Origin of the sequence: Pedobacter cryoconitis (assembly GCF_014200605.1) — a bacterium.
Taxonomy (GTDB): domain Bacteria; phylum Bacteroidota; class Bacteroidia; order Sphingobacteriales; family Sphingobacteriaceae; genus Pedobacter; species Pedobacter cryoconitis_B.
In genome coordinates this window covers 109,042-125,677 of record NZ_JACHCE010000001.1, presented here as the reverse complement: position 1 = coordinate 125,677, position 16,636 = coordinate 109,042, and the positions used below count along the sequence as shown (strand labels likewise).

The 16,636-nt window shown below is 37.6% G+C and carries 11 protein-coding genes; 6 read left to right on the top strand and 5 right to left on the bottom strand.

Annotation, left to right across the window (positions count from 1 at the left end; all coding sequences use genetic code 11):
* Window positions 1-103: 103 nt before the first annotated feature.
* From secDF to HDE68_RS00590, 5 genes are all read left to right on the top strand, one after another.
* Window positions 104-3,049, top strand: coding sequence for a protein translocase subunit SecDF (gene secDF, locus HDE68_RS00610; RefSeq protein ID WP_183877889.1), 2,946 nt, complete (start codon window positions 104-106; stop codon window positions 3,047-3,049).
* 246 nt (window positions 3,050-3,295) lie between these two features.
* Window positions 3,296-6,505 (top strand): glycosyl hydrolase, encoded by a 3,210-nt coding sequence (locus HDE68_RS00605; protein WP_221300638.1) that lies wholly within the window; start codon window positions 3,296-3,298, stop codon window positions 6,503-6,505.
* A gap of 103 nt (window positions 6,506-6,608) precedes the next feature.
* Window positions 6,609-7,322, top strand: coding sequence for a glycosyltransferase family 2 protein (locus HDE68_RS00600; protein WP_183877887.1), 714 nt, complete (start codon window positions 6,609-6,611; stop codon window positions 7,320-7,322).
* A gap of 135 nt (window positions 7,323-7,457) precedes the next feature.
* Entirely contained in the window at window positions 7,458-8,813 is a 1,356-nt protein-coding gene (locus tag HDE68_RS00595; RefSeq protein ID WP_183877885.1) for an alpha-L-fucosidase, read from the top strand.
* Between the two features lie 145 nt (window positions 8,814-8,958).
* A complete protein-coding gene (locus HDE68_RS00590) occupies window positions 8,959-9,825 on the top strand; it encodes a hydroxymethylglutaryl-CoA lyase (RefSeq protein WP_183877883.1) in 867 nt (288 codons plus the stop codon).
* A gap of 20 nt (window positions 9,826-9,845) precedes the next feature.
* Here HDE68_RS00590 and HDE68_RS00585 read toward each other — a convergent pair whose 3' ends face one another.
* Together HDE68_RS00585 and fbaA are read right to left on the bottom strand one after the other, a co-directional pair.
* Window positions 9,846-10,268, bottom strand: coding sequence for a GNAT family N-acetyltransferase (locus tag HDE68_RS00585; protein WP_183877881.1), 423 nt, complete (start codon window positions 10,266-10,268; stop codon window positions 9,846-9,848).
* Window positions 10,269-10,472: 204 nt separating this feature from the next.
* Complete coding sequence (gene fbaA / locus HDE68_RS00580; protein ID WP_183877879.1) at window positions 10,473-11,552, bottom strand: class II fructose-bisphosphate aldolase; 1,080 nt, start codon at window positions 11,550-11,552, stop codon at window positions 10,473-10,475.
* A gap of 229 nt (window positions 11,553-11,781) precedes the next feature.
* Between fbaA and accD the strand changes: the two genes are divergently transcribed.
* Window positions 11,782-12,627, top strand: a complete 846-nt coding sequence (accD, locus tag HDE68_RS00575) for an acetyl-CoA carboxylase, carboxyltransferase subunit beta (RefSeq protein WP_183877878.1) — start codon at window positions 11,782-11,784, stop codon at window positions 12,625-12,627.
* A gap of 89 nt (window positions 12,628-12,716) precedes the next feature.
* On the opposite strand, the gene HDE68_RS00570 is transcribed toward accD, so the two are convergent.
* The 3 genes from HDE68_RS00570 to HDE68_RS00560 all read right to left on the bottom strand — a co-directional run bounded on the left by HDE68_RS00570 (window position 12,717) and on the right by HDE68_RS00560 (window position 16,635).
* Complete coding sequence (locus HDE68_RS00570) at window positions 12,717-13,355, bottom strand: outer membrane beta-barrel protein (protein WP_183877876.1); 639 nt, start codon at window positions 13,353-13,355, stop codon at window positions 12,717-12,719.
* Window positions 13,356-13,372: 17 nt separating this feature from the next.
* Entirely contained in the window at window positions 13,373-14,053 is a 681-nt protein-coding gene (locus HDE68_RS00565; protein WP_183877874.1) for an outer membrane beta-barrel protein, read from the bottom strand.
* Window positions 14,054-14,343: 290 nt separating this feature from the next.
* Window positions 14,344-16,635, bottom strand: coding sequence for a GH92 family glycosyl hydrolase (locus tag HDE68_RS00560; RefSeq protein WP_183879864.1), 2,292 nt, complete (start codon window positions 16,633-16,635; stop codon window positions 14,344-14,346).
* Between the last annotated feature and the right edge of the window lies 1 nt (window position 16,636).

Below are 16,636 nucleotides of genomic sequence, written 5' to 3'. Positions count from 1 at the left end.
CTCAATAAATATTATATAAGGCTGACTATTAATTAAAAAATTAATTAGATTTGCCGACTTGTTGAAAAAAATATACAGCATAGACAAATAATTACAAACAAAAATGCAAGGTAAAGGTTTCATTAAATTTATGGCAATACTTCTAGGTATTGTCTGCGTGTATTCCCTCTCGTTCAATTTCGTTACGTCGAAGGTAGAAAAAGACGCTAAAGCGTATGCTAAAGGCGATTTGGCTAAGGAAAAAGCTTATTTGGACTCCATGTCAACTGTCCCGGTTTATCCGATTTTCGGGTTTGACTATCAGTTCTGTAAAGGGAAAGAAATCAACCTGGGCCTTGACCTTAAAGGCGGTATGAACGTAACGATGGAAATTTCGTTAGGTGAGTTAGTAAAATCTTTAGCTAACCATACTGATGATGCTAATTTCAACAAAGCACTCGCTACTGCTCAAACTCAGCTGAATGCTGGTGGTAAAGATTTCATCAGTTTGTTTGTTAATGAATTTGAAAAACTTAGCCCAAATGTAAAACTTGCGGATTATTTCTCTAATCAGGATAATGCACAACAGTTAAAAGCTAACGCAAGCAATGCTGATGTGAAGAGCTACTTATCAAAAGAAGCAACCAGCGCAATTGACCGTTCATTCATTATTATCAGAAGCCGTATCGACGGATTTGGTGTAGTGAGTCCTAACATGCAGAAACAAGAAGGTACTAACCGTATCCTGATTGAGATGCCAGGTGTACAGGATAAAGAAAGGGTTCATAAATTACTACAGGGTTCTGCTGAATTACAATTCTGGCAGGTGTATCAAAATGAAGAGGTTTACTCTGTCATGGAGAACATTAACAAAACTCTTGCAGCTACATTAAAAGATACTACTGCTGTAACTACAGTAAAAGATACTGCTTCAAAAGCAAAAAGTGCCCTGGCTAACTTAGCTAAGAAAACTACAACCGGAAAAGATTCTGCAGATTTAAAAACCAAAGAACTTTCTAAATCAAACCCATTATTCGCTTTATTAAGTATCCCTACTTATCAGAATGCACAAGGACAGCCTTCTTTACGTCCGGGTCCAACTGTAGGATGGGTTGCACAAAAAGATACTGCTAAAGTAAACTCTTACTTCAGAAGACCAGAAATCGCTACTATCATTCCTCAGAGTTTCAAATTCATGTGGAGTGTAAGACCAATGGATGGCACTAAAGTTTTTGAACTTTATGCAATCAAATCTGTTGCTCCTGATGGAAAACCTGATTTAGGTGGTGAAGCGATCAGCGATGCCCGTCATGATTACGATCAGAAAGGTAAACCTGAGGTGACCATGTACATGACTGGTGACGGTGCTCAGAAATGGAAAAAAATCACTGCAGAAGCTTCTGCTGATCCTAATAACAAAAAATCTATTGCTATCGTTCTTGACAATGCAGTTTACTCTGCTCCTACGGTTCAGAATGAAATTCCTAACGGTATCTCTTCAATCACTGGTAACTTTACAGTGAATGAAACACAAGATTTAGCAAATATCTTAAAAGCAGGTAAATTACCAGCTCCGGCACGTATTGTTGGTGAGTTTGTTGTTGGTCCTTCTTTAGGAGAAGCTGCAATCCACGACGGTTTAATGTCATTTGTACTTGCGTTCATTGTGATCCTTGTATTTATGGCGCTGTATTACAACAAAGCTGGTTGGGTAGCTAACCTTGCCTTAGTGATCAACTTATTGTTCATTATGGGTATCCTGGTTTCACTGGGTGCTGTACTGACTTTGCCTGGTATTGCTGGTATTATCCTGGTAATCGGTTTATCGGTGGATGCGAACATTCTGATCTTCGAACGTGTAAGAGAGGAATTGAATCATGGTAAATCAACTGCTGTTGCAATTAAAGAAGGTTTCAAACATGCCATGCCTTCTATCATTGACTCAAACGTTACGGTATTAATCTTAGGTATTATTCTTTATGTATTTGGTAGCGGCCCGGTTCAGGGTTTTGCAACTACCTTATGTATCGGTATTTTATCTTCACTGTTCTGTGCGGTATTAATCTCACGTTTAGTGTTTGATTCCTTACTGAACAAAAATGCGAATATCACTTTCGGTAACAAAGCAACAATTCATGCCTTTAAAAATATCGCTTTCAACTTTGTTGGACGCAGAAAGATCTACTACATAATTTCTTCTGTTATTATTATCGCAGGTACCGTTTGTTATTTCAAAAACGGTGGATTAAGATTAGGTATTGACTTTAAAGGTGGTAGAACTTACATCGTTCATTTCGATAAAGGAATGGATACCGAAGATGTAAAAGCGAAATTAGCTCCAAGCTTCCAGAATGAAGAAGTTCAGGTAAAAACTGCTGGTGCTGACAACGAATTAAAAATCACTACTACTTATCATATTGCTGACCAGGATGCTGGTGCTGATAAAATAGTTGAAAATGCTTTAAAAGCTGGTTTAGATAAAACAGGCAGCAAATATACAATTGAAAGTAACCAGAAAGTAGGTCCTATTATTGCAAGTGACCTTGTTTCAAGTGCTTACTTTGCAATTTTATTCTCTTGCTTACTGATGTTTGTTTATATCATCGTAAGGTTCAAGAAACTAAACTATGGTTTAGGTGCGGTTATCGCTTTATTCCATGATGTTTTACTGGTATTATCTTTCTATACTATCCTTGATGGTATCGTACCTTTCTCTTTAGAGATTGGTCAGGATTTCATCGCAGCGATCTTAACGGTTATGTCTTATACCATGACTGAAACAGTAGTTGTGTTTGACCGTATCCGTGAGAAATTAGCTGAAACTGGTAAAGATGACTTATATGGTGAAGAGCGTAATACTTTAATCAACTTCGCTTTAAACAGTACATTAAGTCGTACAATCTTAACTTCATTAACTGTATTCTTCGTATTACTTGTAGTCTTCATCTTCGGTGGAGAAAGTATCCGTGGATTTATCTTCGCCTTATTAATTGGCCGTGTTATTGGTACATATTCTTCATTATGTATCTCTACCCCAATTGTAATTGACTTAGGTAAGAAACACGCATAAGTAAAAAATACAAATTGCAAAAGCCTCCTCCTGTTTATTCGGGAGGAGGCTTTTTTATTTTACCGGTTTAGCGATAGACGAACAACGAATTTCCTAAATGTAAATTAATAACCGATACTGATGTTTTTGACAGGAGTTGTCTAATTTTATAATGTTGACTGACAATACAATAACATTGTAAATGATATGAATTTCCATTCTTATAAAATCAAATTGTTCTTGACCAGCCAAACAGCCTTCCTGTGCTTGTTATTCATTCTTTTTAGTGCATTGAATATAAAGGCCCAGTCTAAAACTTACACGCATCCGATGGCTGCATTGGAAACCGGATTTTATACAGTTCCAGACAGTATCAAAACAAGTGTTTACTGGTACTGGGTATCTGGAAATATTTCAAGTGGAGGGGTAATCAAAGATTTAGAGGCAATGAAAAAGGTAGGGATTAACCGTGCCTTTATTGCGAATGTGACCTGGGGGGAGAAAAACGCTGGTAAAATAAAATTATTTACAGAAGAATGGTGGAATATCATGCATACTGCATTAAAAACAGCCACCAGGCTGGGAATTGAAATAGGCATATTTAATTGCCCGGGATGGAGCCAGTCGGGAGGGCCATGGGTTAAGCCCGAACAGTCTATGCGCTATCTGACTTCATCAGAGTTAGTAGTTAAAGGCCCAATACTAATCCATAAAAAACTTGAATTGCCCGACCCTGTTTTTCAGGACGTAAAAGTGATTGCTTATCCTGCACCTAAAGACTATGGTACTGATATATCCGGTTTAGAACCCCGGATCAGCTCTTTTCCTTTATTAAAAAATCTCAGCTACTTAACAGATGGAAAAGAAGAAACTATCCTCAATTTCCCGCCTTCAAAACCACTCATCATAGACTTTACTACAGAAAAGCCATATACAGTCCGCAGTCTGATCATTCATACTGCTCCTGTTCCTATGCGTTTAGAAGGTGATATCCAGGTAAAGACCGGCAACGTCTATCAAACCATCAAACATTTTATGATAGACCGGACTAATCCAAATATAAAGAATGGTTTCATCTCCTATGGTCCGGCAGTAATTTCAATACCTGCTATCACTTCCAAAGAGTTCAGATTGGTCTTCACTGGTTTTTCAGCAAATAGTGGAATAGCAGAACTTAAGTTTTCTGCTGTTCCTTTAGTAGAAAACTATCTGGAAAAAACACTGGCAAAAATGTGGCCCGATGGATTTGTATACTGGACCGCCTATCAATGGAAGCCACAACCAGTGATTACAGATCAGGCCTATTTGATTCATCCGGATCAGGTTTTAGACATATCCAGGTATATGTCAGCGGATGGCACGCTGAACTGGCAGGTGCCCTCAGGGACCTGGATTATTGAACGCAGTGGAATGACGCCAACACTGGTTCGTAATGTACATGCGGCCCCTGAAGGAACAGGACTTGAAACTGATAAAATGAGTAAAGCTCATATTACTGCTCACTTTGATTCGTTTTTAGGAGAAATCATCCGGCGTATTCCGGCACAGGACCGTAAAACCTGGAAAGTGGTTGTTGGAGATAGCTATGAAACAGGAAGTCAGAATTGGAGTGATCAGTTTATAGAAAAATTCAAACTGACTTATGGTTATGACCCCACCCCTTATATCCCGGTATTGCAGGGAAAGGTTGTTGGGAGTGCTGATCAGTCAGATCGTTTTTTATGGGATGTAAGACGCTTTATAGCCGATAGGTTAGCTGATGAATATATAGGCGGACTTAAAGAAGTAAGCCATCAGCACGGGCTTACTACATGGCTGGAAAACTATGGCCATTATGGTTTCCCAGGAGAATTTTTACAATACGGAGGGCAATCGGATGAGGTTAGCGGAGAGTTCTGGAATGAAGGAGATAAAGGTATGATAGAAAACAGGGCCGCTGCATCCGCTGCACATATTTATGGAAAAACAAAAGTTTCTGCTGAATCCTTTACCACAACAGCTAATTATTTCATGAATTATCCCGCAACCCTGAAACAGCGTCTTGACCGTGCTTTCGCACAAGGGATTAACAATACTTTACTGCATGTTTATATCCAGCAGCCTGATCAGGATAAGATGCCGGGAATGAACGCTTATTTTGGAACCGAATTTAACCGGAATAATACCTGGTTCTATGAGATGGACGATTTCTTAAAATATATCAAAAGATCTAATCTACTTTTACAACAGGGAAAATACGTGGCAGATATTGCCTATTTCATTGGTGAAGATGCACCAAAAATGACAGGTATACAAGAACCAGCTCTTCCAAACGGCTATTCCTTTGATTATATCAATGGAGAAGTCATTAAAACCAGGTTGGCTGTAAAGAACGGCAATCTGGTCCTGCCTGATGGAATGAAGTACCGGATTTTAGTTTTACCAAAACTGGAAACTATGCGACCAGAACTGCTGAAAAAGATAAAGGAACTGGTCAGACAAGGTGCAATAGTTTTGGGCCCCAGGCCATCCAGGTCACCAGGTTTGCAGAATTATGGACAGGCAGATCTTGAAATCCGGCAGCTAACGGCTGAGCTTTGGGGAAATATAAATGCTTCCACCATAAAAGTAAATCATTATGGCAAAGGAATGGTGATTGATGGGATGAATCTGGAAGATGCCTTAAAATTGGCTGATGCTATTCCCGATTTTAAAACAGATGCAGCAGATTCTATACTTTTTACACACAGAGCATTGAAGGATGGTTCCATTTATTTTATCTCTAATCAAGAAAACAAGACTATACAGCTAAAACCTGAGTTTCGTATTGCCGGAAAAATCCCCGAATTATGGGATGCAACTACCGGTTATATACGAGATCTTCCTGAATATACTCAAAAGACTAAAACCACAGCAGTTCCATTGCAATTAGCGCCTTATCAAAGTGTATTTGTCATCTTTAGAAAACAGAGCGGTAAGCCAGGCAATAAAAGTTTAAATTATCCGGAATTAGTCAGCCACATCGCTATCACTGGTCCATGGCTGGTTAACTTTGATGCTAAAATGCATGGACCAGCTAAACCTGTTATTTTTAAAGAATTAGAAGACTGGACTCAAAATGAAGAGGATAGCATAAAATATTATTCAGGCACTGCTTACTATCATCATAGTTTTAAATTATCAAAAGTTAAAAATGGACAAAGGGTCTTATTGGATCTGGGTAATGTGACAGCACCTGCAAAAGTTAAGGTGAATGGAATAGCTGTGGGCGGAGTATGGACTGCTCCTTATAAAATAGATATTACCAGGGCATTAAAACCGGGTAAAAACGATCTGGAAATCAAAGTGGTCAACAATTGGATAAACAGATTGATTGGGGACCATAAATTACCTGAAAATGAAAGGATAACCTGGACTTATTATGACTGGTATGATACGAATGTAAAATTACAGTCTTCAGGATTAAAAGGACCGGTCAGGTTGGAGATTCTAAAGTAAAATTGTAATAAATTGGGACTATTGACCCTAAATTATTCTTTTGAATAGTCATAATTTAGAAATTGTTTAACACTAATTGTTGGGTTAAAATAATTCATAAAATATGGCCACAGAAATAGATATCGTTATTTTAAGTTTTGCGCAAACAGAAGAATTAAAACAAGTTACAGTCAACTGTCTCAATTCTTTAATAGCTTCTGAAGACCCTGAATTGATTAAATTCAATATCATTGTGGTTGAATCCCGAAAAGATTTAAAACCTTTTCAATATGAATACGGACAAACGGTTTATCCGGATGAATCATTCGGCTATAACCGTTACATGAATATTGGTATTTCAATGACATCAGCGCCTTATATCTGTTTATGTAATAATGATCTGCTTTTCCATGCCCAATGGGCAACCGAAATATTGAAACCCTTTAGTACTTACCGTGATGTCGTAAGTGCATCTCCAATGTGTACCATCCATCACACCTCATTAGGTGTAGAGCCAAATTCCGGATTATACCCAGGTTATAGAGAACGGGTGGAAGTTTCAGGCTGGTGCCTCTTCTTTAAGCGGAATATGCTCCGTTTAATAGGCCAGTTAGATGAGAATTTTATCTTCAGACATGCATCACATGATTATACCCATTTACTTTCAGCGTTAAATTTATGCCATGTGCTGGTTACTTCCTCTCTGGTAGATCATTTGGACCATACCACATTAAATAAACAGAAACCAGAGCGGTTTGATGAACTGATGTGGAAACAAGACATCTATTATGAAAAAAAATGGGGCTATCGCCTGGGTAGGAAATGGGAAATGTTATAAATTATTTCATCCCAAAAAAGTTCATCATTTAGCTAATTTTCTTTAATCATTTCAGGTCAGATTTCTTTTCTTTTGTTTAGAAGCTAAATCTATTTATAGTATAAAATCTATTCAACCGAACCTAAATCTCAGAAAATGATAAACAAAAAACTACAGCTGATACTCCTGCTTATCCTGGTCACCTCTTCAGGTCTTTTTGCACAAAAAATGATCGGTAACGAAACCCCGGAACAAAAACAGAAACGCATGGAATGGTGGACACAGGACCGCTTTGGAATGTTTATTCATTGGGGCCTCTATGCAGAACCAGCAAGACATGAATGGGTTAAAAGTATGGAAGGACTCTCCAATGAGCAATATCAGAAGTACTTCGATCAGTTTAACCCCGATCTGTTTGAACCAAAAAAATGGGCTAAACAAGCCAAAGCAGCCGGGATGAAATATGCTGTACTGACGACAAAACATCATGAAGGATTTTGCTTGTTTGACACGAAATTCACAGACTATAAAGCGACCAATACCCAAGCTAAACGCGATTTGGTTAAAGAATATGTAGATGCCTTCAGGGCCGAAGGTATCAAAGTTGGTTTTTATTATTCTTTATTAGACTGGCACCATCCTGATTACACGATGGATGAAAATCATCCGCTTATAAAAAAAGACAAAAGTGATGCCGCCTATGCCCGTTTAAATAAAGGGAGAGATATGGCAAAGTACCGGGCTTATATGCGCAATCAGATCACCGAGCTTTTAACAAAATATGGAAAGATAGATATCCTGTGGCTTGACTTTTCTTTTCCTAAACCAAATGGCAGAGGCAAAGGCAAAGATGACTGGGCTTCGGTTGAATTGCTGAAGCTGATCAGAAAATTACAACCCGGTATTATTGTAGACAATAGACTCGATTTGGGTGAATATAAAGACGGGGCAGATTTTGAAACCCCCGAACAGGTTGGAACAGCAGAACTTGCTAAATACAAAGGAAAAACATGGGAAACCTGTCAGACATTTTCAGGCTCCTGGGGTTATCATCGTGACGAGAACAGCTGGAAAACACATAAACAATTGTTAGATCTGCTGATTACTTCGGTGAGCAATGGCGGTAATTTAATTCTGAATGCAGGTCCAACTGCAAGAGGAGAATTTGATCATAGGGCAACCAATGCTTTAGATAGCCTGAGTCAGTGGATGCATGCCAATGATAAGGCCATTTATAACTGTACCTATGCGCCAGATGAATATCATACACCTGAAAACACTAAACTTACCTACAATCCAAAAACAAAACGATTATATGTACACCTGTTTGATTATCCCACAAATGGCAAACTGATTTTACCCGGTTATAGCGGTCAAATCAAATATGCTCAGTTCTTAAATGATAGTTCTGAGTTATTATATAAAGAAACAGGATCGAATGATATTCTGATCACACTACCCGTTAAAAAACCAGACTTTTCTATTCCTGTAATTGAATTAATCCTTCAATAAATAAAGGTTTTTCATTAAATAATAAGGCAGCTTTTCTACAAGAGGAGCTGCCTTATTTATGAAGATAGATTTACCGTATTTCTGTTATTTCGTATTTTTACCTACATTGAGCCAGCACGTCAACAGCCAGCGTGCTTAAAAAGATATGAGTCAGAAAGCTATTAAACTAATCGAATGTCCAAGAGATGCCATGCAGGGTATCCATGATTTTATTCCAACCGATTTAAAAGCAACCTATATCAATTTACTTTTGCAGGTTGGTTTTGACACGATAGATTTCGGCAGTTTCGTATCGCCAAAGGCTATTCCTCAATTGAGGGATACGAAAGAAGTTCTGGCGCAATTAGACCTGAGTAATACCAGAAGTAAATTACTGGCTATTACAGCTAATCTTCGTGGTGTGCAGGACGCCATGCTTTTCCCTGAAATTGACTATATAGGTTTTCCTTTTTCCATCTCTGAAACTTTTCAGCAAAGAAATACAAATTCAAGTATTAAAGAATCTTTAGCCACAGTAGAACAAATGCTTGAATTATGTGATAAACATCAGAAAACTGCTGTGATTTACCTCTCTATGGGGTTTGGAAATCCATATGGAGATACCTATCATACCGGAATTGTAGAACAATGGGCCGCTATCCTGGTAGAAAGAGGGACTAAAATACTTTCTCTTTCGGACACTACAGGTGTATCTACTCCCGAAAAAATCAGGGAATTACTCCCATTACTGGTTAATAGTTTTCCACAAGCAGAAATCGGACTCCATTTGCACAGTACCCCAGATACACGTAACGAAAAAATCGAAGCCGCTTACTTAAGCGGGTGCAGACGTTTTGATAGTGCCTTAAAAGGTTTCGGAGGATGTCCTATGGCTGCCGACGATCTGACGGGGAATCTCGCTACCGAAGGATTGATAACTTATCTTGAAAAACAAGGAGAGCCACTCAATCTGCATATGGATAAATGGCAGCAGGCTATGTTATTGTCATCAGAAGTATTTCAAGGGATGTAACCACATCCCTTGAAAATTATTTATTTCTTAACCATACGCAGATGCTGTATTCCGGCTTCTTCAAACTGTTCGCCTTCAACCGCAAAACCAAATTTAGCATACAGGCTCACAGCCTCTACCTGTGCATTTAAATAGATCGCATTGGCACTGTCAGGTATATCAGCTAAAACAGCAGCTACCAGTGCCTGCCCTACCCGCTTACCTCTATATTCTTTTAATACAGCAAAACGTTCCAGTTTATATCCATTTTCAGTTTTCCTCCATCTGCAGGCACCACAAGGATGGTTATCCATTAAAGCAAGGAAATGATGAGAAACTTCTTCATTTTCCCATTCCAGTTCTGGTGGACAGCCCTGCTCTTCTACAAATACCTGTTTACGGATTGCAAATGCACTTTCCAGCTCTTCCTGCGTCCTGATTTTATTTACCTGAAGTAGTTCCATGATTTTTAGGTTTAAATAAATGCTTTGCTTCAATCAATTACCTGCTGCACTGCATCGATAGTATTTGAACAATAAACAGGGCTTTCTTGTTTTATATTGGCAATAATGTGACATAGAATTTATGTAAAATAAAAAAAGAATATATACGACATAAAAAAAGCGCTTCAGGATTATTGAAGCGCTTTTAAAAGAATTATATTTTAATTATAATTTATCACTTGCGTCTCTGCAGTTCAAATCTTCAAAAGCCTGAGTTAAACGTTTAACAAATGCTTCTTCTCCTTTGCGTAACCAAACACGTGGATCATAGTATTTTTTATTTGGTTTATCATCTCCATCAGGATTACCAATTTGTCCCTGAAGATAAGCCTCATTAGCTTTGTAATAATCTAATACGCCTTCCCATAATGCCCATTGCATATCAGTATCAATGTTCATTTTGATTGCACCGTAAGAGATAGCTTCTCTGATTTCTTCCTGAGAAGAACCCGATCCACCATGGAAAACAAAGTTAATTGGTTTTTCAGCTGTTAATCCTAATTTCTCTTTGATATAGTCCTGAGAATTTTTAAGAATTACTGGCTGTAATTTAACGTTACCTGGTTTATAAACACCGTGAACATTACCAAAAGCAGCAGCTACAGTGAATTTATCACTTACTTTACTCAATTCTTCATAAGCATAAGCTACTTCCGAAGGCTGAGTATATAATTTAGAACTATCTACGTCACTGTTATCCACACCATCTTCTTCACCACCAGTTACGCCCAGTTCGATTTCGATAGTCATGCCCATTTTAGCCATACGTGCTAAATATTTAGCTGAGATCTCCATGTTTTCTTCAATTGATTCTTCAGAAAGATCAAGCATATGTGAAGAGAACAGTGGTTTACCAGTTTCAGCAAAGAATTTTTCCCCGTGATCTAACAGACCGTCAATCCATGGCAATAACTTTTTAGCTGCATGGTCAGTATGTAATACTACCGCAACACCATAGTGCTCAGCTAATAAATGAACATGTTTTGCGGCAGATACCGCGCCCAATACACATGCATTTAAGTTATCATTGTTCAATGTCTTACCTGCATAAAATTGTGCTCCACCATTTGATAACTGAATCATAACTGGTGAATTCACCGCTTTAGCAGTTTCCATAACTGCATTGATGGTATTTGTTCCGGTAACATTTACTGCAGGCAATGCAAACTGATGTTTTTTTGCCTGTTCAAATAATTCCTGAACAGCATCTCCGTAAATTACGCCTTTATAGCCTTTTAAACTCATTGTTATTAGATTTTATGTAAGCCGAAGTTAGGAAAAATATTAGCCTGGACAAACCTAAGCCGGTATTATTTTCATTGATTTTATAGCATCTGCCGATAAAGCCATTCTTATATAGTTCTATCTTATCAATTTATAAACTTCTGAGACCTCACATAATTTATACGAAATCTAGGTTAAGCTGTTCTGATTTTTTTTCGTTTCTTTGTAATCGCATTTTTCAACGAATAACATGGCTTGGTTTAAGAGAGAAAAAAAAGGTATCAGTACGCTGACAGAAGAAAAGAAAGAAGCGCCGGATGGCTTATGGAACAAGTGTCCTAATTGCAAAAAAGCTTTACACAGCGCAGACCTGATCGAAAATAAATACGTTTGTCACTATTGTGACTATCATTTGAGAGTTGGCTCCAAAGAATATTTTCAAGTATTATTTGATAAAAACGAGTTTAAGGAGCTTTTTGCAGATCTGACTTCGGGCGATCCGCTAAACTTTACTGACAGTAAACCTTATACTGAACGTCTGGTTGATACAATGGCTAAAACAGGCCTGAAAGACGCTATACGCTCAGCAGTCGGTAAAATAGATGGAGAAGACCTGGTAATTGCCTGTATGGATTTTAATTTCATCGGTGGTTCAATGGGTTCTGTAGTAGGAGAAAAAATCGCAAGATCGATCGACTACAGCATAAAACATAAAATTCCATTTCTGATGATCTCCAAATCAGGAGGAGCAAGAATGATGGAAGCTGCATTCTCATTAATGCAGATGGCTAAAACATCCGCTAAACTAGCACTGCTTAATCAGGCAAAAGTACCTTATATCTCTTTATTAACAGATCCGACTACAGGAGGTGTAACAGCATCTTATGCTATGCTTGGTGATATTAATATTGCAGAACCAGGTGCATTAATCGGATTTGCAGGGCCAAGGGTAATTAAAGAAACTATCAAGAAAGATTTACCTAAAGGTTTCCAGACTGCAGAATTTGTGCAGGAACATGGTTTCCTTGATTTTATTGTAGACCGCAGGGAGATGAAAACCAAACTGGCTACTTTCCTTAAAATGGTAAAAAACTAGAAGTTAATATACATAAGAAATCCCCTGTAGAATTGATAGCTGTTAAAGCTATCATTCGCAGGGGATTTTTTGTTTGTGCTGGATTTCGCTTACAAATAGAATTGCATTCCTAAGCGGGGATTAAAGAAATCAGAGCTTAGACTAAAATTTCTATTTTCAGAAAATTTTTCACCTTTATGTTTGAATTTCTGATCTGAATAACTAAACCCACTTAATGATAACTCAATACCGATCCTTTTAGAAGGAAAAATTGCAAGACCAGGAGATAAAGAGGCACTATAAAAATTACTCTTCATATTCGAATAATCGATTACTGTATTCTCCGGAACATCAGCTTTGAATTTCGTCCATTCCGCAGAAGCCTGTAACTGGCCAAAAAATTTAAGTTGTGGGGTTATACCGATATAGTACCTTCCAAACGGGCTTAAAGCTATACCATTTGACTTCTGTACGTAATCGTTGCTTTTATTAGTCAGAGGATTTATTTCGCTTTGAGGGTAACTCGAATGCATGTAACGCAGGCCAGCTCCTATCACCAGATTATTAGAAATAAAAAATCCTGCTGTAGGATTAATACCAAAATTAACCCTGCTCTTTGGTTCACTATTTAATTTCTGTGTTGAGAAATCTAAATATCCTCCTAAAAGTACTTTCCCCTTCTCAGTTTGAGCCATAGAATTGGCTGATATTGCTGTTAAAGCAATAAAAAATAATATTATTCTTTTCATGTGATACAGATGAGAAACTACAAATAAAACTGAATACCAATTCTCGGAGCCAGGAAGTTCGTTCCTAAATTAAAAGCGTGATCCTTCTGGTCATTGTTAAAAGAATTAACTTTGTCTTCAGTTTTATTCCAGATATAAGATAGCCCGCCAACAGACAACTGTATACCGATCTTCTTCGTAGGAAAATAAGCAAAGCCAGGTTCCAGTCCAACTCCTACAGATGTAGTTTTAACTTTTGTATTAGGGATAACATCAAGTGCAGGATTTTTTGTAATAAATTCTGATTTTCTATTTCCCCATTTCATAGGCACTGAGAATTGACTGAAAAACTTAAATTTCTCAGATATATTTACATAGTGACGTATAAATGGGCTTACAGTAAAATAATCGGTAGTTTCTTTAAGACTATAATTAGCATAACTAACCGCAGGAGAAACATAGTAAGTAGTACTGGTAGTCGAAGTAGTTACATTTCTAGAATAGCCAATACCTAAACCCAAAGCCAGGTTATCACTCACAAAATATCCCGCACTTGGGAGTAAATCAAAATTATTCTGTTTACTGGCGCCTTGCGAATTTTCATACTTTGTACTGGAGTAACCTATTGTACCTCCCAATATATATTTACCTTTTTCAGTTTGGGCATTTACTGCCATAACAGATGCGCATAGCATCATTAGTGTTAATAGTTTTTTCATACAATGTTCATTTGTGTACTCAATATTAAACATATAAAACGAAACCACAACACTTAAAGTAAAATTATTTTAACAATAAGCTATATTAAATTAATGATTTTAAAAAAATAAACCATTAAACACTTAATAAAAACCAAAATAGTTAATTTAAATTTCCCTAAAACATCAATTAGTTTACTTATAAAACCATCAGTAAACTGGAATCAATAATTACAAATAAAAAATGGCTTTATCATTTCATGCTATCGAATGAAATGATAAAGCCATACATTACCTATCTTCCTTTTTACTTATCTTTTCTCTATTGACATAGAATAAGGAAAGTCAGCATCAGAAATACCTCTTGTTTTATTCGGTGTAGCAGTCATATCAAAATCCAATGTTGCACCCTTAACTAAATCAGAGTGGCTTAACCAGTTTTTACCATAAGCCTTACCATTATATTTTAATGAATTGATATATTTATTATCCGCACTGTTTGCAGCAGCATTGATCACAATCTGTTTTCCATTCTCAAGGTTCAGGGTTACTTTTTTGAATAATGGGGCACCGATTACATATTGATCAGTAGCCGGTGTAACCGGGTAAAAACCAAGCGAAGAGAAAACATACCATGCAGAAGTCTGACCGTTATCTTCATCTCCACAATATCCATCAGGCGTAGCCTTATACATTCTGTTCATAGTTTCCCTAACCCAGTATTGTGCTTTCCAGGGTTGTCCTGCATAGTTATACAAATAAATCATATGCTGTATCGGCTGATTTCCATGGGCATACTGACCCATATTTGCAATCTGCATTTCTCTGATCTCATGAATTACAGAACCATAATAACTCGCGTCAAAAACCGGAGGCATAGTAAATACTGAATCCAGTTTATCTACAAATTTATTCTTACCTCCCATCAGTCCTACCAGGCCATTTACATCCTGAAAAACTGACCATGAATAGTGCCAGCTATTTCCCTCTGTAAAAGCATCTCCCCATTTAAATGGATTAAACGGTGACTGAAACGAGCCATCTTTATTCTTTCCACGCATTAAACCTGTAGAAGGATCAAAAAGATTTTTATAGTTCATTGCTCTTTTCGCATAGATATAGATTTCGGATGCTGGTTTCTTTAATGCTCTTCCCAATTGATAAATAGTAAAATCGTCATAAGCATACTCTAACGTTCTGGCTGCATTTTCATTCAGCTTCACATCATAAGGCACATATCCCAGTTCGTTGTAATACTTCACTCCTGCCCTGCCTACTGCTTCATTTGGACCTTCATTATTTGCACCATGTTTAAGCGCTTCAAATAAAGTTTCAATATCATATCCGCGAAGACCTTTGATATAAGCATCTGCAACTACAGAAGCAGAATTGTTACCGATCATACAGTTTGCATAACCCGGACTTGACCATTCAGGTAACCAGCCGCCTTCTTTATAATCATTAACCAGGCCTTCCTGCATCTCTTTATTAATCGATGGATACACCAGGTTAAGAAATGGATATAAAGCTCTGAAAGTATCCCAGAATCCAGTACCTGCAAACATATAACCAGGCATGGTTTTACCATTATATGGGCTCCAGTGAACAATCTTATTGTTCGCATCTATTTCATATAACTTATTCGGGAAAAACAACGTCCGGTATAAACTGGAATAGAAAGTACGGGTCTGATCGACAGTTCCGCCTTCTATAGAAATTTTGCTTAAAGTTTTATTCCATATTGCTCTTGATTTCTGCTCAGTAGCTTCAAAAGTATCATTTGCAAGTTCTCTTTTTAAACTAATCTCTGCTTGTTCTATACTGATAAAAGAGGAAGCCACTTTCATGCCTACCTTTTCTCCTCTTTCAGTTTTAAAACCTACAATAGCACCAGAATGGTCACTTTTCAATTCAAGTGTATCTTTCGCTATGGTATTGCCATGCCATGTATTTGCTGATGTAATCGCCTTATCAAAATAGATTACAAAATAGTTCTTGAAATTTGCAGGCAGCGGACCGCTTGCATAACGCGTACTATAACCTATAATTTTTCTTTCTTTAGGGATAACTTTAATATAAGATCCTTTATCAAAAGCATCAATTACTACATAAGAACTATCAGATTTCGGGAACGTAAAACGAAACTGTGCAGCCCTTTCTGTAGGTGTAATTTCAGTTGTCACATTGGCATCAGCCAGGTAAACACTATAATAATATGGCTTTGCGGTCTCTGATTTATGAGAAAACCAGCTTGCCCTTTCATCCTGGTTAAATTTCATTTTGCCAGTTACAGGCATTACTGAAAATTGTCCGTAGTCATTCATCCATGGAGAAGGCTGATGCGTTTGTTTAAACCCTCTGATTTTATCAGCATCGTAGGTATATGCCCATCCATCGCCCATTTTTCCAGTCTGAGGTGTCCAGAAATTCATTCCCCATGGAACTGCAATTGCCGGATAAGTATTACCATTGGACAGGCTCGGTTTACTAGCTGTCCCCATTAGTGGATTAATCCAGTCTACCGGATCCGTCACTTTTCCAGCTTGCTGTGCCAATACAGGCATGGCAGCAGAAATAAGCAACGCTGATAAGAAATGTTTCATC